Below are 19,447 nucleotides of genomic sequence, written 5' to 3'. Positions count from 1 at the left end.
CCATGGGACGGGTGGCGGCCCTCGGGGAGCGGACGCGCGTGGCGGGGCTCGCCCTGGCGGGCGTCACCGTCGTCGCCGCCGAGGAACCGGACGCGGTCCGTGAAGCCTGGCGTGCTCTTCCGCCCGGGACCGAGTTGGTCATCCTCACTCCCGCCGCGGCGGACGCGCTCGGCCCGGGGCCACTGGAAGGCGTCCGGCCGCTCACCGTGGTGATGCCGTGATGAGGAAGCCGGTGTCCGACGAGGCGGTGCCCGCGCTCGCGCCGGTACGCGCAGAGTTGCTGCGTACGGCGCGGGCCGAAGCGCGGGAGGTCCTGGACCGGGCCGACCGGGACGCCGCGGCACTGATCGGCGAGGCCCGGACCAAGGCGCGCGGCATCGTCGAGGAAGCCCACCGGCAGGGCGAGCGGGAGGGCGCTGCCGCCGCCCGCGGCACCAGGGCGGGCGCCCGCCGGGGCGCCCGGGATCGTGAGCTGGCAGCCCGCGAAGCGGCGTACGAGGAACTGCGCCGCCGGGCCTTCGCGCACGTCCGTCGGAGATGGGCCCCGGCAGCCCATCCGGCCGTCGTCGGCCGACTGCGAGAACGCGCCCGAGGACTGCTGGGGCCGGACGCCGAGATCACCGAAGTCCCAGGCGTGGGCGTGGTGGCCCGTATGCCGGGTCGGCGGGCCGACTGCACACTGGACGGCCTCACGGCACGCGCGCTGGACCGGCTCGGCGCCGAGGTCGAAGCGCTGTGGTCGCCGTGAACGGAGCCGATGGAACGGCGCGGCGCCACAGCCGCGTTCTGCGCGTCGCCGGACCACTGGTCGAGATGGAATACGCGGGTGACACCGCGATGTACGACGTGGTCTCCCTCGGCGCGTCCAGGATCCCCGGCGAGGTGGTGTCGATCAGCGGCGGTGTGGTGACCGCCCAGTCCTACGAGTACACGGGCGGTCTGGCCCCCGGCGACGAAGCGCAATCCCAGGGGGCGCCACTGTCCGCGGCGCTCGGTCCCGGCCTGCTCGGAGGCGTGTTCGACGGCTTGTTGCGGCCACTGTCCGGCAGCGGGGACTGGCTGCTGCCCGGAACCGCCCAGGACCCGGCCACGGAGCGCAGCTGGTCCTTCGTCCCAACGGTGGGCGAAGGAGAACAGGTCGCCGAGGGCGGCGTGCTGGGGGAGGTCCGCGACCGGGGGCCGGTACGGCTCCGCGTACTCGTACCGCCTGGGGTCAGCGGGGTGGTGGAGCACATCGCGCCGCAGGGAAGCTACGGCCAGGACGCGGTGGTGGCCGTCGTGGGCGGCACGGAGGTCCGGCTCGCCACGTCGTGGCCGGTCCGCCGTCCGCGCCCGGTGCGGACGCGTGGGGGCGAGCCCGAGGCGCTGCACACCGGCCAGCGGGTGATCGACCTGCTGTTCCCCGTCGCCCGGGGTGGCACGGTGGCCGTCCCCGGCGGCTTCGGCACCGGGAAGACCATGCTGCTCCAGCAGATCGCCAAGTGGTGCGACGCCGATGTGATCGTGTACGTCGGCTGCGGGGAGCGCGGCAACGAGATGGCCGATGTCATCGCCGAACTGTCCGCGCTGGAGGACCCGCGCACCGGTGGCCGGCTCGCCGACCGGACGGTGACCATCGCCAACACCTCCAACATGCCGCTGATGGCCCGCGAGGCCGGCATCCACACGGGGGCCACCGTCGCCGAGTACTTCCGCGACATGGGGCTGGACACGGTGCTGATCGCCGATTCCACCTCACGCTGGGCCGAGGCCCTGCGCGAATTCGCCTCCCGCACCGGCGCGCTGCCCGCCGAGGAGGGCTACCCGGCCGGGCTCGCCTCCGCGATCGCGGCCTTCTACGAACGCGCGGGAGCCGTGACGACGCTGGGCGGTGAGCGGGGCTCGGTGACCGTGATCGGGGCGGTTTCCCCACCCGGTGGCGACATGACCGAACCGGTCACGGCTCACACCGAACGGTTCGTGCGCTGTGTGTGGTCGCTCGACCGCGACCTCGCCTACGCCCGCCACTACCCGGCCGTGTCCTGGGCGGGGTCCTTCTCCCGGGACGCGGCACCGCTCGCTGCCCGTCGGGCGGCCGCCGGCGACCCCGCCTGGTCCACCCGGCGCGACCGGCTCGCCGCGGTGCTGGCGGAGGCCGACCGGCTGGCGGACCTCGTCGACCTGGTCGGCATCACGGCCCTGCCCGGCCCGGAACGCGTCAGCGTCCTGGCCGGACGGCTGGTGCGCGAAGGAGTGCTCCAACAGAGCGCGCTGTCCGCCAACGACGCGTACTGCGGCCCGGACAAGGCCGCGGCGCTGGCCGACGCCGTCCTCGCGGTCATCGACCGCTGCCGGGAACGCGTCGCTTCCGGCGTCCCGGCGGCAGCCGTGGAGGCCGCGGACTTCGGACCGGTGCTGCGGGCACGCGAGGAAGTGGGCCCGTATGACACGGCGGGAGTGGCGGCGCGCCGGGAGACCATGCTCGCCCGGCTCGGGGAGCTGCGGTGAACGGCCGGACCCGACCCTTCCCCGGCGGGCCCGGAGGCGAGGCGCCGTGACCACGTGGAGCGAGGTCGAGTACACGGCCGTACGGGAACTGCGCGGCCCACTCGCCATCGTGCAAGGAGTCTCGGGGGTGGGGTGGGACGAGTTCGTACGGATCACCCTGGACTCGGGCGAGCGGCGATACGGCCTCGTCCTGGAGGTCGACCGCGAACTCGCCGTGGTGCAGGTGCTGGAGGACACCACCGGAATGGACCCGTCACACCTGCGGGTGTCCTTCGCCGGGGAACCGCTGCACGTCCCCGTAGGCCCGGGGTGGCTGGGCCGGGTGTGCAACGGCCGCGGCGAGCCCATCGACGGAGGCCCGCCGGTCTTCGGCGATACCAGCGCCGCGGTGAGCGGTACCCCGATCAACCCGGTCCGGCGGGAGCCACCCTCCGAGCCCATCCTCACCGGCGTCGGCGCCGTCGACGCCCTGACGACACTGGTCCGCGGACAGAAGCTGCCGGTATTCTCCGCGGCCGGGCTGCCGCACCTGGAACTGGCGGCCCAGATCGCCGCGCAGGCCACCGCCGGTGGCGAGGCGTTCAGCGTCGTCTTCGCCGGCATGGGCCTGACCCATCCGGACGCCGCTTTCGTCCGGGACGCGCTGGAGGAGCGTTCGGCCGCGGGGGAACTGGTGCTGCTGCTCAACACCGCCGACGATCCCGTGATCGAACGGACCCTGACCCCGCGCGTCGCGCTCACCGTGGCCGAACACCTCGCCTTCTCCCTGGGCCGCCACGTGCTGGTGGTGATGACCGACATGACCGCCTACGCCGAGGCGCTGCGCGAAGTCTCCGCCGCCCGGGGCGAGGTCCCGGCCCGCCGCGCCTATCCCGGGTACCTCTACAGCGACCTGGCCTCGCTCTACGAACGCTGCGGCCGGATCAGCGGCCGCGCGGGCTCGGTCACGGTGCTGCCCGTCCTCACCATGCCCGCGGGCGACATCACCCATCCGGTCCCCGACCTGACCGGATACATCACCGAGGGCCAGATCGTGCTCTCCCACCAGGTGCACGCCCGAGGGGTGTATCCGCCGGTGGACGCCCTGTCGTCGCTGTCCCGCCTGATGCGCAAGGGAGCCGGGCCCGGGCGCACCCGGCCCGACCACCTGGACCTCGCGGCCCAGACCCTGGCCGCGCTCGCCCGGGCCCGGCAGGTGAGGGAGCTGTCGGACCTGGTGGGCGAGGCGGCCCTGAGCCCGACCGACCGCCGCTACCTCGACTTCGACGAGGCGTTCCTGCACCAATTCCTGCACCAGCGGCCCGACGAAGCGCGTCCCTTGGACCGGACGCTGGACGCCGCCTGGCAGGCGCTGCTCACCCTCCCCCGCGGTGAGCTCACCATGCTGCCCGCCGCACTGCTGGACGCGCACGGCGCGCGGGCGGAACCGGACGGCGGCGAGCGGGAAGGACCGGAGCCGTGACGACCGCGTCTGGCCCTCCGCCCTTACGCGCCGGGCGGCTGCGCCTTCGGCACAGCCTGCACGTCGCGTTGCGCGGTGCGGAGCTCCTGGAGCGGAAACTGCGCATCCTGCGGACACGGCACGAAGCCCTGCTGCGGGCCGAGGAGGCCGGTGCGCAGGCATGGCGACAGGCAGTCCGGGACGCCGAAACATGGCTGCTGAGAGGGGTCCTCCTGGGCGGCGAACACGCCTTGGAGGCGGCGGCTGAGGGGATCGGTGCCGCGGACTTCACCTGGCGTGAGGAATCCACGGTGGGGGTGCGCCACCCCGCGCTCGCCTCATGTCGGACCCCGGACCGCTCCCCTGACGCGGCCACCCCCGGCAACACCGCCCTCGTGCATGCCGAGGGCGCCTACCGTCAGGTGCTGCTGGCCGGCGCCGAGTACGCCGTCGCCCGGCAGGCCGCCCGGGTCGTCGGGGCGGAGGTGGCACACACCCGCCAGCGGGTCCGCGCCCTGCGGCGCCATTGGATCCCCAGGCTGGAGGAGACGCTCGCCCGGATCGACCTCGCTCTCGAGGAGAGCGAACACGAGGACGCCATACGCCGTCGCTGGGCCGCGGCCAGGCGAGGATGAGCGGCTCCGACACCATCGTGGGACGTACGGCTCCAGTGGCGGACCGCCCTCCCGACGGTGGACCATGGCCATGTGAGGGGTTCGGTGAAGCGAGTTCCGAGGACCGGACCATGGACCGAGAGCAACGCCGCGGCGCGCACGGGCTCGGCATCCGCACGTATATGCGGCAATCCGCGTCCGGAAACCCCTTGCTGCGCCGCTCCGACCGTGTCCAGTTCTGGGTGTCCGTCCTGCTGACGGCCCTTCTGGCCGTCGGCCTTCCCGCCGCGTCCCTGATCGCCGGATGGGCCGCCTACGAGTCCCAGATGCACACGGCGCAGGTCCAGGCGGCACAACGCCACCAGGTCACCGCACGTCTGACGAGCGGGCCCATGGACATGGGGACCGGCGGGCAGTTTGGTCGGGTTCGCTGGACCGACGAGGACGGCACGGAACGGACAGTTGTCACCCGCGTGGAACGCGGCACGCCTCGGGGCGCGAACGTGAAGGTCTGGGTGGACCGCCAGGGAGACCTCGTCGAAGCACCGTTGCGGCCGGCTGTCGCGCGGACCACCGGATGGATCGCGGGCAGCGTCTCGGCGGGAGCCGTGGCCCTCGTCGTCCTCAACGTCCACAGGGGCATCGTCCGTGCGATGGACCGTCGCAAGCACGCCCGGTGGGCCGCCGAATGGGACCGGCTGGAAACCCGGTGGTCCCGAAGACTTCCCTGAAGGTGCGACAGAGGGATCACACCCACACAAACATCGCCCGCCTTCGCCGACCGCATCCGACGCTTCACACCACCGCGGAAGGGCCCTGCGTGTCATCGGTGCGGAAGGAAACGCGCTCGCTGACCGAGACCACCCCGTCCACGCCCTGGCACAGCCGGACGATGATCGGAATCATGCTCCGTATCTCCACCGATCCACTCAGCGTGACCTCGCCTTCCCTCACATCGACCGTCACGGACGAGGGAGCCAGCCGGAGAGTCCGGCTCAGCACATCACGGCAGATCTCGTCGTGGATCGCGTCGTCGTGGCGCAGGAAGATCCGCAGCAGATCACCGCGGCTGACGATGCCCAGCAACGTGTCGGTCTCGTCCACGACGGGAAGCCTTTTGATGTCGTGGATGGCCATCAGGCGAGCGGCCTCGGCGGCCGTCCACTCGGGACGTACGCACACGGCGGGGGCCGACATCAGCTCCTCCGCCCTCGCCCCCTCGGCCTTCGCCCGCTCCCATGCCTCCGGATGCGGGAGCAGTACCCGGCCGGACGTATCGGCCTGGCCTGACACCTTGCGCAGCAGGTCCGCCTCGGACACCACGCCCATCGGACGGCCGGAAGCATCCACGACCGGAACCGCCGTGACGTCGTTCTCCGCGAGGAGCATGACGAGTTCCTTGAACGGCATGTCGCGCGGCGCCCGGACCACCCCTCGGGTCATGAGTTCTCCGACTGTTCTGTGGTGCATCTGCCGCCTCCTTCCGGGCTCCTGGAGCCCCGTCGGCTTCCCGGCTGCCGAGCGTGGCAACTCATGGTGGCCTCCAAAGGGGCTTCACGGCCCATCCGGTCGGCCATTCGGCCCAGGACAGCACTCACCCGCCGTGCCATGGTGGAGAAGGACGGAGAAGGGAACCGGAAAGGCGGGGACCACTGATGCGTGCTCATGTCGGTGACCAACTGATCATCGAAAGCCCGACCACCGGCGTTGCCAGGCGGGACGGTGAGATCGTCGGACTCCACCATGACGACGGAACGCCTCCCTATGACGTGCGATGGTCGGACTCGGATCGAGTCAGCCTCGTGTTCCCGGGTCCGGACGCACACATTCACCACATCGAGCACGTGTCGGAAAGACCCCGGGGCCCCGCGGCCCCCGGACATCGGTGAGTGTTCAACCGCCACCCGACGAGGTCGTCACGGCTCTGGTGCGGGACGCCACAGCGGCCCCGTCGATGCACAATGCCCAGCCGTGGCGGTTCCAGTACTTTCGGGGCAGGCGCGTCTTCCACCTCCGGGGAGACCTCCGTGGTTCCCTGCCGCATTCCGACCCGGAACAGCGCGCCCTGCACGTCGGATGCGGCGCGGCCCTGATGAATCTGCGGGTCGCGGTCGCGCACGAGGGCTGGCAGGCGACGACCCGGTTGCTTCCCGCTCCGGCAGATCCGATGTTGCTGGCCTCCGTGGCACTGACCGGCCCGCTCGACGGCGGTGACGACGATCCGGCTGCCCTGTACCCCGCCGTGAGCACCCGGCACACCAGCCGTTATCCCTTCGCGGAGACGCCCCTACCCGATTCCGTGCGGACCGCCCTCACGGACGCCGCACGCCGGGAGCACGTCTCGCTGTCCTTCGCGTCGGGATGGCACCTGCAGGCCGTCCTGGACCTGGCGCTGGAGGCTGAAGCCCGCAATCTCACCGATTCCGGCGTCGCGGCGGACCTGGCCCGCTTCACCCGCAGGGCGGACGATACCCGGCCTGCCACTGAAGGAGTTCCGGAGCACGCCTTCGGGCCCCGCCGGCGCATCGGCAAGGCTCCCATGCGGGACTTCGCGGGCGGCGAACCGGTCCCCGGCCGCCCGGCCGCCGACTTCGAGACCACCCCCCATCTGGCCCTGCTGAGCACCGGACGCGACCGGCCGGAGGACTGGCTGCGCACCGGCCAGGCGATGGAACGGGTGCTGCTCCAGGCCACGCTCGAAGGACTTGCCACCTCGTTCGTCACCCAGGCCCTGGAATGGCACGACCTGCGCTGGCCGCTGCGCGACCCGATGTCGGGATCGGCCTACGTGCAGATGGTGCTGCGACTGGGTTACGGCCGGCCTGGCACGCAGACCCCTCGTCGGCCGGTCCCTGACGTCCTGGACATCGAGCCGTAGCCCGCTTACGCGGTCGCGAAAGCTGTGCCTTCAGGACGGACTCTCCGCCCCGGCGTGTCCGGGGGCCCTGAAGTGGCATTCGACATCCACGACGCCCTCCACAGCCCGGGCAAGGCGCGCGGCCACCGGAATCAGAGCGGTGTCGTGCAACTCTCCGCTGAGCGTGACCACGCCCTCGTCCACCCGCACGTGGACGGCATGCCCGAGCCCGGGGAAGAGACAGGACACCACCGTGCGGCGGACCTCCTCCTCGATGTCCTCGTCCGCCCGGAGGAAGACCTTCAGCAGATCGCCCCGGCTGACGATCCCCCGCAACATCCCCTCGGCGTCGACCACGGGAAGCCGCTTGACCCGCCTGACGGCCATGACCCGGGCCGCCTCGGCCAAAGTGGCGTCCGTGTGCACGGTCACCGCCGGGGTGCTCATCAGCTCCTCCGCCGTCACCGCCCGCGCCTTCGCGAGGTCGGGCAGGCGCCGCATCTGCTCGAAACGATCCGGCTCGCTGTCCCGGAGCTCTTCCTTGGGCAGTAGATCCGCCTCTGAGACGACTCCGACCACACGCCCCTCGCCCTCCAGCACCGGCATGGCGCTCACACGCCACTGGCCCAGGGTCTGCACGATTTCCTTGAACGGCGCGTCCCGCCCGACAGCGACGACCGTTCGCGTCATCACATCGCTCACGATGTGCGGAGTCTCAGGCACAGGACCTCTCCTCCTCTCGTCGGTTCCACCCGTCGTCTCAGATCGCGCGTCGCCGACACGGCGCAGCGCGGCGCCGCGGACGAGGGGGTTGCCCCACCGTCATTCATGAGGAACCACGGCGACCGGACAGGCGGCGTGGTGCACGGCGGCCTGCACCACGGGGCCAAGGCGGGGGCCGAGGGTGGGTGGGTGTTTTCGCCGTCCCACCATCAGCAGATCACTGTCGGCCGCGGCCCGTACCACCGCCTGGGCGGGGCTCTCCAGCCGGATTTCGTCGATGACCCGCACCCCGGGAAACTTCTCGCGCCACGGCCGCAGCACCTCGTCCAGTTCCTGTCGCGACTGCTCCGCGAGGTCCCGGGCCACGTCGGCCTCCGCGCCGCGAGCGGCGGTGTACGCCGGGCCAGGTTTTCTTCCGTGGACGGCGTGCAGCGGGACACCACGGGTGAAGGCGGTGACGTAGGCGAACTCCAGGAGGTTGTCCTGGGGACCGTGCAGGCTCAGGCCCACGACCACATACCGCTGGCGTTCCTCCGCCGCCCGATCCCCGCGGACCAGCACCACGGCCCGCTCCGCCCGGCCGACGACCTGCAGTCCGATGTCCCCCAGGAAGAAGCTCGCCACCCGGTCCAGCCCCCGGGAACCGAGTACCAGCATCCGCGACCGCGCGGCCGCGTGGAGCAGGGCCGTCTCGGCCTCTTCCGCGACCAGATCCTCCATGATGGTCAGTCGCGGATGGAGGCCGGACAGTTCCGTGTGTGCTTCGTGCACGATCCGCTGCGCCCAGTAGTTCTGCTCGTCCGCCGCCGGACTGTCGGGAGTGGGCGGTGACAGCAGGATCCACGCGTGCGTCAGACGCAACGCCAGTTCACGCCGCTCCGCCTCCTGTGCGGCCCAGCGAGCGGCGGCCAGGCTCTCGGCCGAACCGTCGAGGCCCACGGTGACCACTTGTTCCATGGCGGTTGCCTCGTCTCCCAAGGAACACCTCTCCACACACGGAGTACCCCCAGGCGTTCAAACCACCGCCCCGGTCGATGGGTGTAGCAACCCGTTCGGACGCGCGGCCACGCCGCTGGGACGGGAAACGTCTTGTACGGGAGGAGGAACATGAACAGCCACGTACCGCGGACGGACCACGCGACGCCACCTCCCCGGCTGTCCTGGATGCTCGCCCTTGCCACGCTCGGGTTCTTGGTCGCGTTCTGGGCGTGGTCCCTGCTCGCCCCGCTCGCACCGGCCCTCCGGCAGGAACTCGACCTCACGCCCTTCCAGCAGTCCTTGGTGGTGGCCACACCCGTGCTCGTCGGTTCGCTCGGCCGGATCCCCATCGGGGCGCTCACCGACCGTGTCGGCGCCCGGGTGATGTTCCCACTCGTCACCGCCGCGACCATCCTGCCCGTGCTCTATCTCGGGCACGCGGCCGACTCTCTGGCCGAGGTGCTCGCGGGCGGGTTTCTCCTCGGGCTGGGCGGCACGACGTTCGCGATCGGCGTCCCCTTCGTCAACTCGTGGTATCCGCCAGGGCGGCGGGGGCTGGCCCTCGGGGTCTTCGGCATCGGCACAGGCGGAACGGCCATCTCCGCCTTCACCACCGTGCAGCTCACCGATGCCGTTGGCCGGAGCTTCCCGTTCGACCTGGTCGCGGTCCTCCTGGCGGTGTACGCCCTCACGGCCTGCCTCTTCCTTCGCGACAACCCCGGACGTGCCGTCACGACGGAATCACTGCCGGCCCGCACGGCGGCCACGCTGCGGATGGCCGTCGCCTGGCAGACGGCCTTCCTCTACGCCGTGTCCTTCGGCGGCTTCGTCGCCTTCAGCGTGTATCTGCCCACGTATCTCACCACCGCCTTCGGGCTCGAACGCTCGGACGCAGCCACACGCACGGCCGGCTTCGTCCTGCTGGCCGTCGCCATGCGCCCGGCGGGCGGGTGGCTGGCCGACCGGGTGCGCCCGGTTCCCGTTCTGGTGACGGCTTACGCCGTGGTGGCCGCCCTCGCGCTCGTCGCCGCCGCAGAGGCCCCCTTGGTCCCCATCGGCACGATTTCCTTCCTGGGCATGGCCGCCGCGCTGGGCGCCGGTGCCGGCGCCGTCTTCGCCCTCGTCGCCCGCTTGGTGCCCCCGGAGCGTGTCGGCTCCGTCACCGGCGTGGTCGGCGCCGCGGGCGGGCTCGGCGGTTTCTTCCCCCCGCTGGTGATGGGGGTGGTGAACAGTGTCACGCGCGACTACACCTGGGGATACGTCCTGCTGGCCGCCACCGCGGCCGTCGCCGGAGTGTTCACCGCCACCGTCGTACGCCGCCGCACCCGATGACCCGGAAGCCGCCGGAACGGCATCCACGGCCCCGGCGAGTCGCGGGCTCGACTGCGTCAGCGGTGGGGCAACCGCAGGGCGTGGCTCTGGCCGGGGGCGAGGGTCACCGTCCGGTCGGGGAGTACCAGCCGGATCGGCTCGTGATCGGAGTCCGGAACGGCGATGCGCAGCCGGCCGCGGTCCAGGCGGAGGCTCACTCCCCAATGGCCGCGGTAGCGGAGGGAGAAGCGGAAGGCAGGCATTTCGGGCAGCGGGGCCGGGTCCAGATGAAGTGCCCCGTCGTGAGTGCGCAGTCCGGTCAGTCCGCGCTGGATCAGGTCCAGGGTGCCGGCCATGGCGCCGAGGTGGATGCCTTCAGGGGTGGTTCCGCCCTGGATGTCGGCGACATCGGATTCCAGCGCCTGGAGGCAGTACTCCCAGGCCGCCGAGCGCTTGGTCCGGGCGAGCACCCAGCCGTGCACCAGGCTGCTGAGGGTGGAGCCGTGGCTGGTGCGGTTCAGGTAGTAGTCCACGGTGCGGCGCCAGACCGTGTCATCCACGGTGTATCCGAGTGCCCGGAAGAGCGCGGCCAGTTCCTCCGGTGCGAAGAGGTATCCGAGCATGAGGACATCGGCCTGCTTCGATGCCTGGTAGCGGTTGACCGAGTCGCCCTCGGCCTCGAGGATGCGGTCGAGGCGGCGGATGTCCCGGTACGTGGCGCGGTAGGCGCCCCAGTCCAGCTCGACCAGCTCCCCGTAGCGGTCGAACTGGCTGATGACCCCGGCGTGGAAGGGCACGTACAGCCGCCGCGAGATCTCCTCCCAGCGGGTGAGTTCGGCGTCGTCCAGGGCCAGCCGCTCCAGCAGCTCCTGCCGCCGCCACACCGGCAGGCCGCGGGCGAGTTCGAGTGCCCGGCCGAGCACCCAGGCGGCGGTGACGTTGGTGTACGCGTTGTCGTCCAGCCCCGGCCGGGGGCTGTCCGGGTATGCGTCGTGGTATTCGTCCGGGCCGACCACTCCGCGGATCCGGTAGCGGCCGAGCGCGGTGTCCAGGTCAGCCAGGCTGCCCCAGAAGCGGGCGATCTGCAGGATCATCTCGGCGCCCTTGGTGTGCAGGAACTCGGTGTCCCCGCTGGCCTCGCAGTACTGCCACACGTCGTACGCCACCGCGGAGTTCACATGGTGCTGTAGCCGGGAGTGGTCCGGCAGCCAGTGGCCCGACAGGGGGTTGAGGTGCAGTCGCGGTGTCTCCTCACGGCCGTCGCTGCCGCTCTGCCAGGGGTACATCGCTCCTCGGTGTCCCGCCTCCCGGGCGGCGCGGCACGCCTGCGGCAGACGCCGGTGACGGTAGGTGAGCAGGCCTCGGGAGACTTCGGGGAAGTGCAGGTTCAGGTAAGGCAGGACGAACAGCTCGTCCCAGAAGACATGCCCCCGGTACGCCTCGCCGTGCAGACCGCGCGCCGGGACGCCCACGTCCAGGTCGGCCGTGTGTGGCGAGAGGGTCTGGAGCACGTGGAAGAGATGGAGCCGCAGGATGCGGCCGGGCTCTCCCGGCACGTCGAGTTCGGCGCGCCGCCACAGCCGGGCCCAGGCCGCTTCGTGTGAGGCGCGCAGCTCGGGGAAGTCGCCAGCCGTCGTCGCCCGTTCCACCGCCGCCTGGAGCGGATCGCCGATCGCCAGGTCGCGGGAGGTGTGCAGTGCCACGATCTTGTCGATCACGACTGGGCGGCCGGGTTCGACGGAGATCGTCAGCGTGTGTACCGCCCGCCGCCGACCGGGCCTGAGGTGGTATGACAGCGGTTCCGCCCCCGTGACCCGGGTCTGTGCAGCCAGCGCGATACGGATGTCCGACGTTCGGGTCCGGCAACGCAGCCACGCAGTGCCGGACCCGGACGTACCCGTGCGCAGCCCGGTCAGGTGACGCTCCCCGAGACCCTCGTAGCGGCGCACGTTGGTGTTACGCACATCCCCATCCAGGGCCGACTCGACCTCGACCCGTACCGCCCGGTCCTCCGCCGTGAGGACGGTCCGCAGCGCGGCGAGGTGGGGGTCACCCATGTGGACCAGCCGGTGCTGCTCCACCCCCAGCCGGTGCCCGCCAGGGCCGCGATAGGCGACGGTCCGGGTAAGGGTTCCCGCTCGCATGTCCAGGACCTGCCGGTAGTCGAGCGGCACGCGGGTGTCCGGGGACAGCCACGCTCCGACGGTGCCGTCATCGGACAGTGTCCGGAAGCGCAGCGGCAGCCAGTTCGGCAGATTGACCAGGTCCTCGTTCTCGACCACGCGTCCCGCAACGGCGGAGCGCAACCAGTTGTAACATCCGGCCACGTAGGTGCCGGGGTAGTGCACCGGCCCGGCGCGGCTCTCGGGCGCCGCGCCGCGGGTCGCCGTATAGCCGTTGCCGAGGGTGCACAGCACCTCCCGCAGCCGTTCGGCGGCCGGGTCATAGCCGCGGTACTCCCAGGTCCACTCCGGCATGGGGCGCTCATCTCCTCGTCCCATGATGGGAACGCCGCCCCGACGGCGCATGCCGACCGACCGGGGCGGCGGGGTCCTTCGGCCCATGGCCGATCCGATCCCGCCGGTCCGATGCTGGACACCGGGCGGCCGGGAGACGAGGCGGTGAACGAGATGTCCGACGCGACCACCACCGACCTGTACCAGGTCACGATGGCGATGGCGTACCTGGAGGAGGGAATGACGGCCCCGGCCACGTTCAGTCTCTTCGTACGGGACATGCCGCCCGGACGCGGTTTCCTTGTCAGCGCGGGCCTGGAGTCGGCACTGGACTTCCTCTCCGCCTTCCGTGTCGGCCCCGAGGACACGCGTACCTTCGCGGAGGTACTGCACCGTCCGCCCAGCGGCCTGGCAGCCCTGACCGGCCTGGAGTTCACCGGCGAGGTCCGGGCGGTGCCCGAGGGCCGGGTCGTGCTGGCTGGGGAACCGCTGCTGGAGATCACCGCGCCACTCCCCCAGGCCCAGCTGGTGGAGACGTACGTGCTCAATCAGCTCAGCCACCAGACCGCGATCGCCTCGAAGGCCGCGCGCTGTGTCCTCGCGGCGTCGGGCCACCCTGTCGTGGACTTCTCCCTGCGGCGGACACACGGGCCGCAGGCCGGATTCCAGTGCGCCAGGCTGGGCGCGATGACGGGATTCGCCGGGACCAGCAACGTGGCCGCGGCAGCGACCTGCGGTCTGCCGGCCATCGGCACGATGGCCCACTCGTTCGTGGAGGCGTTCGCCTCGGAGGAGGAGGCGTTCCGCGCCTTCGCCCGCACCCACCCCGGGCCGGTGACGCTGCTGGTGGACACGTACGACACCCGGCAGGGCGTCCGCACGGCGGCACGCGTGCTGAACGACCTGGGACGCGGCCCCGGTTCGGCGGTTCGGCTCGACAGCGGCGACCTCGGCGCGCTGGCGAGCGAGGCCCGCACGATCCTGGATACCGCCGGGCTGCGGGAGGTGCGCATCGTCGCCAGTGGCAGCCTGGATGAGTACGCGGTGGACCGGCTGGTCCGCTCGCGGGCCCCGATCGACGTCTACGCGGTGGGAACTCGGGTCGGCGTCTCCGCCGACGCCCCCTTCCTGGACTCCGCGTACAAGATGGTCCAGTACGACGGGCGGCCGGTGATGAAGCTCTCCGCAGCCAAGGTGACCGCTCCGGGACCGAAACAGGTCTACCGCCGCCCGGGATACCCCGATCTGATCGCCCTCAGCGACGAACCGCCGCCACCCGACAGCCACCCCGTGCTGGAAACGGTGATGCACCACGGACGGCGCACCGCCCCCCGCCCCACGCTCGCGGAGAGCCGTGAGCGCCTGAACACCGATCTGGCCGAGCTACCCCTCGCCGCCCGGCTCATCGACCATCCGATCGCGCCGAAAGCCGTCCCGTCCCCATCACTCACCGCGCTCACCCGGCGAGTACGCGACGCATGTCGCGGTCCGCGCGAGATCGCGGACAGCGGTGACATTGGTATACGTGATGTCGCCCCGGCCGGGAGGCGTCGAGACGATCCGTCGCGGCGAGCCTGCGTCCCCCGGTAGATCACAGACGCATAGGCTCATGTGGCGAGGGGCTCCGCCCGCAAAGCAGTCCAGAAGCCCAGCAGCAACGACCGAGGGCTCTCAGGCCGACCCTCGGTCCACCACACCGAACAGCGCCGTGGGAGACGGGCATGGATTGGTTGGTCTCCTTCATCGGGGCCGCGTTGGTCATGGCCGCACTGCGAGACCTGTTCCACACGCTCTGGCACCCGACTCGCCGGGGAGGCTTGAGCCGCCTGGTCATGTCGGCATTGTGGAAAGCGTCCCAGCGTGTCCCCGCCCGCAAACGGGTCGCAGGGCTCGTCGGACCGCTGGCCATGGTCACCGTGGTCGTGATGTGGGCCTGCACCATCATCCTGGGGTGGGCCATCATCTACTGGCCCCACATGCCGGAGGCGTTCTCCTTCGGAAGCGGCCTGAAAGCTGCCCAGCACGCGGACCTGCTGGACGCCCTCTACGTCTCACTCGTCACCATCGCCACCCTCGGGCTCGGGGACATCGTGCCGACCGAGGACTGGCTGCGCATCGTAGCGCCGCTGGAAGCTCTCATCGGCTTCGCGCTGCTGACTGCCACGGTCACCTGGGTGCTCGAGATCTACCCGGCGCTCGCCCGCAGGAGGGTCCTGGCGATCCGCTTGGTGCTGCTGCGCCAAGCGGCCTCTTCGGCTCACCAACTGGACTGCGCTCTCGGAGCCTCGTTGTTGGAGAGTCTGGCCACCGAAGTGGTGCGCATCCGTGTCGACTTCACCCAATACGCCGAGGCCTACTACTTCCACGACGGTGAGAACCACGCGTCGCTGGCGGCCAGTGTCGGCTACGCCGCCGACCTGGCCCAACGCGGGCAAGCGGCACATGGTTCCGATGTGCGTCTGGCAGCGTCCATGCTCGCCGGGGCTCTGCAGTCCCTCGCCGCGGTCCTCGACGAGCACTTCCTTCATACAGGCGGAACATCGGCAGAGATCTTTGCCGCTTACGCGAGGGATCACGGCCTCAGCCCTTCCGAGCCCTGACGGGTAACGTCCGGCTCACCGACACCGCTTTCAGAACTTCGCAGGCGCGGACTTCGCGATAGTGGCCGTCGTCGCAGCGGCCGCATCCCATACCTTCCGCGGCACAGGGCAGGTGGGTGCCGACGGCTGGCGCGCAGGCAGGTTCCCGGAGCCCGACCAGGAAGTGTGGCGGCGAAGCCCAGTGCCGCCGTCCGAGATGGAAGAGTCGTCCAAGCGGGCAACGGAGGTGTCGAAGTAGAGCAGCACGTTCGTGCAGTGCCAGGGCGTGAGGGCCCCGGGTTCCTCGCCGAAGGGTTCCAGTAGCGCGGCCGGATTCAAGAGATCAACGCAGGTGGGTCTGCAGTTGCGGCGAGTTCGCGCGGGCTGACGTTGAGGTCCGAGCGGATCGCGACAGCCGCGGGCGTGGTGGAGCCGTCCAGGCTTCGTCAGGATGAACGCGATGACGTTGACCACCGGGTCAACGCTGCCGCCCGGGGCTTGCCGGATGACGGCGACGCCCCCGCGGCGTACAGATGACTGTTGCCATGGCCTCCCGAGGCGGCGACCCCGTGGGGGCGGGAACTCGCCTGCTGTCATGGTTTCTGGTCCCTGGTGGCCGACCTGGGCCAAGCCGGAGGCGGTGCATCGTCTGGGGACGCCCCGTCTGCGAACTGCCAATCCGGCACCTCACACCGCCCAGCATTAGCGGCACCCGACAGCACATTTGGCGCTGCCGGAAAATCGAGCTTCAACATCACCCCCGACGGCAAAAGCCGTTCGGGATGTACGAGTGAGTTGGTGTTGGAACTTGGCGCAGGTTATCGACAAGGGTGCTGCCGCAGCTGGCAAGCGGTGGCTCGTTCGGTATCGGGAACCGGGCGGGCGTAGTGCTCGGCAGAGGGAGAAGTCCTTCGACCGCAAGAGGGATGCGGTGGACTTCGCCACCAAGATGGAGAACGACAAGAGGGAGAACACCTATATCGACCCAGCTGCCGGGAAGGTCTCGCTTCGCCGGTACGTGGACGACTGGCTCACAGGATCGGTGGTGTCGGCCGGCACCTGGGAGTCCTATGAGCGCATCATGCGGCTGCACATCGTCCCACACCTGGGGAGGAAGACGATCTCCCAGGTCACGGCAGCCGACGTGGAAGCGCTGTACTCGCGCTGGACGAAGGACGGCGCCAAGCCGAACACCGTCGAGTCACGCAGCATCACGCTGTCGGCACTCTTCTCGCACGCCGTACGACACAAACGCATATCCAGCAGCCCCGTCAAGGAAGCGGAAAAGCTGGAGAACAAGGTCATCCCTGTCGATGAACGGAACCTTCCCAGCCTTGAGGAAATTCAAGCGATCGCCAGCTCGATGGGGCCTCGATTGGAGCCTGCCGTATGGCTCATGGCTTGCTGCGGTCTGCGCATCGGCGAGTCCCTCGGGGTCTTCCCTGAGGATTTCGGGGAAGGAGTTTTGCGAGTACGACGTCAGATCGTCCGGTACCAAGGTTCGGACCGTCGGCTCCCCATCCGCAATCATGCCGGTGGGATGACGCACCCGGGGCTTGTGCGCAATTCATGGGACCGTGCGATCAAGCGGCTCGGGCTCTCTGCGTACACGCCGCACGATCTCCGGCATAAATGGGCGACCGTGACCTTGACGAACGGGGTGTCCATCCACGAGGTGTCCCGATGACTCGGACACCGGTCGATCAAGGTCACAGTCGACCGTTACGGTCACCTCACCACGGACGGGCGGGAACGCTGCCGTCAGGCGGCGGAGACGACCTTTGGCGGCTATCTGCCGCCGGAGCCAGAGGCGGGCCGGGTCACACGATGCCCAGCTCCCGCAGAACCCGGTGCTGAGTTGGTGCTGGCTTAGCCGGGAAGTACAGGTAGCAGACGCCGCCTGAACCACTCTTGACCTGGCCATTTGCGTCGTAGCGCTTGGTGCGCAACCAGATGTTCTCCCACTGCCTGCGCTTGTAGACCCGGCGGACGGACGGGTTGTCCGGTGAGGCCGGGTCGTTCGCGATGACGTCGCCGGTGGGGGTGAAGCCGATGACGGTCATGAGGTGGCCCGCGGTGCCGTAGCCCGCCCCGTCCAGCTCCTCCTTGAGGAAGGACTGCGAGGTGATCACCGGGATCCCGGCGGCGATCAGCTTCTCCACGTCGGTCAGCGAGCCGAGCCGGGTGACCACGCCCTGCATGTCGCGGTAGGTGGCGGCGTAGGCGGCGTTGAACGGCCAGTTGCCGCAGCCGTCGTACTGGTAGTCGAAGGTGGCGCGGGCCGCATGGCAGATCTGCGGGTCGGCGTAGTCGGGGTTGACCCAGGCCAGGTCCTCGGGCGTGGGCTTGCGGCCCCAGAACTCGATGATCATCTGCGAGGAGGTGGGGCTGCACCAGGCCTCGCCGCCGTTGTCGTACTCCGGGTACTGGCCCTTGTGGATCTCCTGCGAGTAGCGCGGTACGGAGAGTTCGTGGCCCTTGGGCAGGCCGGGCTCGGAGGCGGGCGCCTCGAAGCGGTCGGGGACGTCCGAGCCCATCGCGCCGACCCGCCACACGGTGGGGGTGCGGGTGGTGCCGGGCTTGCGGTAGAGGGTCAGGCGCAGCTGGTACGCCGTCAGCCGGAGCCCGCTCGCCGGGTCGTCGACGGCGAGGGTGTCGGTCCACACCGAGCTCTTGTCATCGCTCTGGTCGTCGACCGAGGTGCGCCGGATGGAGTCGGCGCCGTCGCCGGAGGTCCAGCGGCCCATCACGTACCAGGGGGTCGCCGTGCCGTCGGAGTAGGTGCCCTTCAGCTCGGCCTGGATCCAGGTGCCCGCCGGGGTGCGGGCGTTCCAGGAGACGATGGCCTCGGTCGCGGGGACGGAGAGTTTGCGCACCGGGGAGGTCCAGGTGGCGTACTCCCAGGTGGCCTTGGTGCCGGTGTGCGGGTCGGTGTAGTCGACGGTGCCGGCCGGGCGGGAGATCACGATGCCGGGGCGGGCGCCGGCCTCGGCGCGGACGCCCTTGGCGGAGCCGGCCAGCCAGTCGGTGTGGCTGGTCCAGCCGTGGTACTCGGCGGTCGCCTTCTTCGCGGCCGCACCGGCCGCACCGGCCGAGCGCGCCGAAGCCACTGTCTGTACGGCGGCCGCGCCCGCGACGCCGAGGGCGGCAGCGAGCACGGAGCGGCGGGGCGTGAATCCGGAACTGGTCATACGGGGCTCCCCCAGTCGTCGTCCAGCGGCGGCGGATGCGCGACAGTCGCACAACTATGGCCGCTGCGAGTGGTGTCAGGCCAGTGCTTCCCGTCCTGCCCGCGTACCAATATTGGTGTGGACCAATGGAGTGAATACCGCCGGGTAGTCGTAGAGTGGCCCTCCATGGAGACCGCCGACCGCCCCGCCGAGACGCTGCGCGCGTTCGCCCGGTGGCTGCGCGCCCTGCCGCCGTCCTGCGGGCCGGTCCGGCTCGTCGCCGTCGACGGACACGCCGGTTCCGGGAAGACCACGTTCGCCGGGCGGCTGGCGGAGGCACTGGGCGGCGCGCCCGTCGTCCATACGGACGATCTCGCCACGCACGAGGAGCCATTCGGGTGGGCCGGGCGGTTGCAGGAGCACATCCTGACCCCGCTGGGCCGCGGCGAAGCCGCCCGGTACGCCCCGTACGACTGGGTCGAGCGCCGCTTCGCTGCCACCCGGCGGCGGCTGGACCCGGCGCCGGTCGTCCTCCTCGAAGGCGTCGGCGCCGGGCGCCGCGCGGTGCGGCCGCGGCTGGCCCATCTGGCCTGGATGGAGCTGCCCGACCGGGACGCCTGGCGGCGCGGGAGGCTGCGCGACGGCCCCGGACTGTCCACATTCTGGGACGGCTGGCAACCTGCCGAGCGTGCGCATTTCGCCGCCGACCCCTCCCGCCCCCATGCGGAAACCCTGATAGCGCAGCGAAGAGAGGGGTATACGTTGCTCACGGGACCCGCGGCGACCACCCGATTCACCCCCGGAAGTCACTCAGCGTGAGCAGCCGGGGCG

Annotated in this window: 18 protein-coding genes; 13 read left to right on the top strand and 5 right to left on the bottom strand. The window is 70.8% G+C overall.

Going from position 1 to position 19,447, the window contains the following annotated elements:
- Positions 1 to 2 precede the first annotated feature (2 nt).
- The 6 genes from ACFZCY_RS22255 (at position 3) to ACFZCY_RS22230 (ending at position 5,273) form a co-directional block, all read left to right on the top strand.
- A complete protein-coding gene (locus ACFZCY_RS22255; protein WP_391175725.1) occupies positions 3 to 221 on the top strand; it encodes a hypothetical protein in 219 nt (72 codons plus the stop codon).
- Positions 221 to 748, top strand: a complete 528-nt coding sequence (locus ACFZCY_RS22250; protein ID WP_391175722.1) for a hypothetical protein — start codon at positions 221 to 223, stop codon at positions 746 to 748. The genes ACFZCY_RS22255 and ACFZCY_RS22250 overlap by 1 nt, the downstream gene beginning before the upstream one ends.
- Positions 745 to 2,487 (top strand): V-type ATP synthase subunit A, encoded by a 1,743-nt coding sequence (locus ACFZCY_RS22245; RefSeq protein ID WP_391175719.1) that lies wholly within the window; start codon positions 745 to 747, stop codon positions 2,485 to 2,487. Before ACFZCY_RS22250 ends, ACFZCY_RS22245 begins: the two co-directional genes overlap by 4 nt.
- A gap of 46 nt (positions 2,488 to 2,533) precedes the next feature.
- Positions 2,534 to 3,949: a V-type ATP synthase subunit B gene (locus tag ACFZCY_RS22240; protein WP_391175715.1), complete on the top strand. Its 1,416-nt coding sequence runs from the start codon at positions 2,534 to 2,536 to the stop codon at positions 3,947 to 3,949.
- Complete coding sequence (locus ACFZCY_RS22235; RefSeq protein ID WP_391175712.1) at positions 3,946 to 4,563, top strand: V-type ATP synthase subunit D; 618 nt, start codon at positions 3,946 to 3,948, stop codon at positions 4,561 to 4,563. Before ACFZCY_RS22240 ends, ACFZCY_RS22235 begins: the two co-directional genes overlap by 4 nt.
- Positions 4,564 to 4,673: 110 nt before the next feature.
- Positions 4,674 to 5,273, top strand: a complete 600-nt coding sequence (locus ACFZCY_RS22230) for a hypothetical protein (RefSeq protein ID WP_391175709.1) — start codon at positions 4,674 to 4,676, stop codon at positions 5,271 to 5,273.
- A gap of 64 nt (positions 5,274 to 5,337) precedes the next feature.
- Here ACFZCY_RS22230 and ACFZCY_RS22225 read toward each other — a convergent pair whose 3' ends face one another.
- Positions 5,338 to 6,012: a CBS domain-containing protein gene (locus ACFZCY_RS22225; protein WP_391175706.1), complete on the bottom strand. Its 675-nt coding sequence runs from the start codon at positions 6,010 to 6,012 to the stop codon at positions 5,338 to 5,340.
- Positions 6,013 to 6,197: 185 nt separating this feature from the next.
- Between ACFZCY_RS22225 and ACFZCY_RS22220 the strand changes: the two genes are divergently transcribed.
- Positions 6,198 to 6,431, top strand: coding sequence for a DUF1918 domain-containing protein (locus ACFZCY_RS22220; RefSeq protein ID WP_391175703.1), 234 nt, complete (start codon positions 6,198 to 6,200; stop codon positions 6,429 to 6,431).
- Complete coding sequence (locus ACFZCY_RS22215) at positions 6,428 to 7,420, top strand: Acg family FMN-binding oxidoreductase (protein ID WP_391175700.1); 993 nt, start codon at positions 6,428 to 6,430, stop codon at positions 7,418 to 7,420. Before ACFZCY_RS22220 ends, ACFZCY_RS22215 begins: the two co-directional genes overlap by 4 nt.
- Positions 7,421 to 7,450: 30 nt before the next feature.
- On the opposite strand, the gene ACFZCY_RS22210 is transcribed toward ACFZCY_RS22215, so the two are convergent.
- On the bottom strand, positions 7,451 to 8,122 hold the full coding sequence (locus ACFZCY_RS22210) for a CBS domain-containing protein (RefSeq protein ID WP_391175697.1): 672 nt from the start codon (positions 8,120 to 8,122) through the stop codon (positions 7,451 to 7,453).
- 99 nt (positions 8,123 to 8,221) lie between these two features.
- Entirely contained in the window at positions 8,222 to 9,079 is an 858-nt protein-coding gene (locus ACFZCY_RS22205) for a universal stress protein (RefSeq protein ID WP_391175984.1), read from the bottom strand.
- Between the two features lie 150 nt (positions 9,080 to 9,229).
- Here ACFZCY_RS22205 and ACFZCY_RS22200 point away from each other — a divergent pair, with 150 nt between their 5' ends.
- The gene (locus ACFZCY_RS22200; RefSeq protein ID WP_391175694.1) at positions 9,230 to 10,432 is read left to right on the top strand and encodes an MFS transporter; all 1,203 of its coding nucleotides are present in this window, start codon (positions 9,230 to 9,232) and stop codon (positions 10,430 to 10,432) included.
- Between the two features lie 56 nt (positions 10,433 to 10,488).
- Here the strand turns inward: ACFZCY_RS22200 and ACFZCY_RS22195 are convergent, their stop codons facing one another.
- Positions 10,489 to 12,888: a glycosyl hydrolase family 65 protein gene (locus ACFZCY_RS22195; RefSeq protein WP_391175692.1), complete on the bottom strand. Its 2,400-nt coding sequence runs from the start codon at positions 12,886 to 12,888 to the stop codon at positions 10,489 to 10,491.
- A gap of 153 nt (positions 12,889 to 13,041) precedes the next feature.
- On the opposite strand from ACFZCY_RS22195, the gene ACFZCY_RS22190 reads away from it, so the two are divergent.
- From ACFZCY_RS22190 to ACFZCY_RS22180, 3 genes are all read left to right on the top strand, one after another.
- On the top strand, positions 13,042 to 14,457 hold the full coding sequence (locus tag ACFZCY_RS22190; RefSeq protein ID WP_391175981.1) for a nicotinate phosphoribosyltransferase: 1,416 nt from the start codon (positions 13,042 to 13,044) through the stop codon (positions 14,455 to 14,457).
- Between the two features lie 131 nt (positions 14,458 to 14,588).
- Positions 14,589 to 15,467: an ion channel gene (locus ACFZCY_RS22185; protein WP_391175690.1), complete on the top strand. Its 879-nt coding sequence runs from the start codon at positions 14,589 to 14,591 to the stop codon at positions 15,465 to 15,467.
- A gap of 910 nt (positions 15,468 to 16,377) precedes the next feature.
- Positions 16,378 to 17,133: a tyrosine-type recombinase/integrase gene (locus ACFZCY_RS22180; RefSeq protein WP_391175687.1), complete on the top strand. Its 756-nt coding sequence runs from the start codon at positions 16,378 to 16,380 to the stop codon at positions 17,131 to 17,133.
- A gap of 133 nt (positions 17,134 to 17,266) precedes the next feature.
- Here ACFZCY_RS22180 and ACFZCY_RS22175 read toward each other — a convergent pair whose 3' ends face one another.
- Positions 17,267 to 18,637: a C39 family peptidase gene (locus ACFZCY_RS22175; RefSeq protein WP_391175684.1), complete on the bottom strand. Its 1,371-nt coding sequence runs from the start codon at positions 18,635 to 18,637 to the stop codon at positions 17,267 to 17,269.
- 165 nt (positions 18,638 to 18,802) lie between these two features.
- Here ACFZCY_RS22175 and ACFZCY_RS22170 point away from each other — a divergent pair, with 165 nt between their 5' ends.
- Positions 18,803 to 19,435, top strand: coding sequence for a uridine kinase (locus tag ACFZCY_RS22170; protein ID WP_391175682.1), 633 nt, complete (start codon positions 18,803 to 18,805; stop codon positions 19,433 to 19,435).
- The last annotated feature ends 12 nt before the right edge of the window (positions 19,436 to 19,447 follow it).

This window comes from Streptomyces sp. NPDC007983, assembly GCF_042958345.1.
In the GTDB taxonomy this organism is placed as follows: Bacteria; Actinomycetota; Actinomycetes; order Streptomycetales; family Streptomycetaceae; genus Streptomyces.
Note: the sequence above shows the minus strand (reverse complement) of the source record. Positions and strands in the feature narration are given on the sequence as shown.

Excerpts from the sequence above, each read along its gene's own strand:
- ACFZCY_RS22255 (WP_391175725.1), top strand. The coding sequence starts at position 3 with ATGGGACGGGTGGCGGCCCTCGGGGAGCGGACGCGCGTGGCGGGGCTC.
- ACFZCY_RS22170 (WP_391175682.1), top strand. The coding sequence starts at position 18,803 with ATGGAGACCGCCGACCGCCCCGCCGAGACGCTGCGCGCGTTCGCCCGG.
- ACFZCY_RS22200 (WP_391175694.1), top strand. The coding sequence starts at position 9,230 with ATGAACAGCCACGTACCGCGGACGGACCACGCGACGCCACCTCCCCGG.
- ACFZCY_RS22250 (WP_391175722.1), top strand. The coding sequence starts at position 221 with ATGAGGAAGCCGGTGTCCGACGAGGCGGTGCCCGCGCTCGCGCCGGTA.
- ACFZCY_RS22185 (WP_391175690.1), top strand. The coding sequence starts at position 14,589 with ATGGATTGGTTGGTCTCCTTCATCGGGGCCGCGTTGGTCATGGCCGCA.
- ACFZCY_RS22195 (WP_391175692.1), bottom strand. The coding sequence starts at position 12,888 with ATGCCGGAGTGGACCTGGGAGTACCGCGGCTATGACCCGGCCGCCGAA.
- ACFZCY_RS22205 (WP_391175984.1), bottom strand. The coding sequence starts at position 9,079 with ATGGAACAAGTGGTCACCGTGGGCCTCGACGGTTCGGCCGAGAGCCTG.
- ACFZCY_RS22225 (WP_391175706.1), bottom strand. The coding sequence starts at position 6,012 with ATGCACCACAGAACAGTCGGAGAACTCATGACCCGAGGGGTGGTCCGG.
- ACFZCY_RS22190 (WP_391175981.1), top strand. The coding sequence starts at position 13,042 with ATGTCCGACGCGACCACCACCGACCTGTACCAGGTCACGATGGCGATG.
- ACFZCY_RS22175 (WP_391175684.1), bottom strand. The coding sequence starts at position 18,637 with ATGACCAGTTCCGGATTCACGCCCCGCCGCTCCGTGCTCGCTGCCGCC.
- ACFZCY_RS22230 (WP_391175709.1), top strand. The coding sequence starts at position 4,674 with ATGGACCGAGAGCAACGCCGCGGCGCGCACGGGCTCGGCATCCGCACG.
- ACFZCY_RS22220 (WP_391175703.1), top strand. The coding sequence starts at position 6,198 with ATGCGTGCTCATGTCGGTGACCAACTGATCATCGAAAGCCCGACCACC.